This is a genomic window from Campylobacter sp. BCW_4323, from assembly GCF_001763115.1.
In the GTDB taxonomy this organism is placed as follows: Bacteria; Campylobacterota; Campylobacteria; order Campylobacterales; family Campylobacteraceae; genus Campylobacter_D; species Campylobacter_D jejuni.
Genome location: NZ_MJYC01000083.1, coordinates 3221 through 4609, shown reverse-complemented (window position 1 = coordinate 4609; position 1389 = coordinate 3221). Strand labels below are relative to the sequence as shown.

Genomic DNA, 1389 nt, shown 5'->3' with positions numbered 1-1389 from the left:
TTTACCTCCTATCCCTTCCCATCTTATCCTATCAAATTTAATCTTAGCAAGAGGACTAGCTTGTATTTTAGCTAAAGCAAATTTAATCTTATTCTTTTTAGGTATAGCAAATATAGGATAACCTTTTATACTCATTCCTATCAAACCCATTTGTAATACAGAATGTTTATTATTAACTTTATGATCTGAATAAGTATAAGCAAATACTAAAGCTACTTTAGTACAAGGTCCTCCTAGTATAGGTGGATTTAAACATCCACTTATACTAGCTCCTTGTATTTCATTATTTAGCATAATAGGAACATTGTCTGATTTTATTCTTTTAGCTTTTTTTGCTTTTAACTTAACTCTACATCCATGTAAGCATACTAAAGTATTATCTTCTAAGATAGGATGCATACAAGAAGTATCAGAACTTATATTAATATCTTTTATTCTAGGAATAAGGATTGTTCTTTTTTTAGCCATGAAAAGTCTTGTGGGTTTTAAACCCACTAAGATTAAATCAAATCATAAGGAAAGTATTTATATTGTTTAAATTCTTCTTTATCTAAATTCATTAGCTTTACAATTGCTGCACCTTCAAGATCCCAAGTATCTAGAGGATCTCTTAATCTTGTATGTTTTTTCATATATTGATGTAAAAACTCAATATCCTTAGTTGCTACAAATTCTTTAATAAGCTCGTGTTCTTTGCGAATACATTTGCGTTCTAAATTTAAATTCTTACCCTTAGAACCCATAAAATGTAAAAACCAATCTCTATTGAGAATATCCTTTCTTTTTCTCTCATCTTCTTCTACTAATTTTAATACACAAGTTGTGTCCATATCTAATAACACTCTAAGACAAAGTTCAAGGGCATTTCCCTTAAACCAGCTAATATCAATCCCCACTTCTAAACGATGTTCTTGTTTTAATAGTATGTATGCTTCTAAATCTTTTTTAACCAGATTTATATCATCACCACGAGAGTATTTATCCATAGCAATACATTTTTTTCCATCTGTTATAGAAAAAAAATAATTTTCCCTTCTTGCATCTCCTAAAGGAAGCTCCAAGAGTCTTTTTTCATCTTTTTTAACTTCTTCTTCCCATTCTATTATACGTTCGGTAAAATACGCTTCATCTTTATTAGTATCTCTTAGCATTTTCTATCCTTTCTAAATCATAAGAAAAATATTTCATTTATTTACACAAAACTGATTCTATTTTGTTTAATCATTCTGGCACGATTGATAAGAGCATAAAGGGCTATATCTTCATCATTTAACATTCTTTCAAAGGTTTTACTGTATCTATCCCCATCAAACTCAATACTTCTATATTCTATAAGCTCTGCTTTAGCATTAGTGATAAAAGATATATATTTATCTCTTTGTTTATCAT

At 28.8% G+C, this 1389-nt stretch carries 1 protein-coding gene and 2 pseudogenes; all 3 read right to left on the bottom strand.

The genetic code is table 11. The annotated features are described in order from the left end of the window. Positions 1-468 (bottom strand): annotated as a pseudogene (locus AJN60_RS08400) (hypothetical protein); the annotation flags it as partial. 32 nt (positions 469-500) lie between these two features. Next, positions 501-1151: a PoNe immunity protein domain-containing protein gene (locus AJN60_RS08395; protein ID WP_002871601.1), complete on the bottom strand. Its 651-nt coding sequence runs from the start codon at positions 1149-1151 to the stop codon at positions 501-503. A 41-nt stretch (positions 1152-1192) separates the two neighbouring features. Next, positions 1193-1389 (bottom strand): annotated as a pseudogene (locus tag AJN60_RS10035) (hypothetical protein); the annotation flags it as partial.

Coding starts and splice junctions, on each gene's coding strand:
- AJN60_RS08395 (WP_002871601.1), bottom strand. CDS start 1,151: ATGCTAAGAGATACTAATAAAGATGAAGCGTATTTTACCGAACGTATA.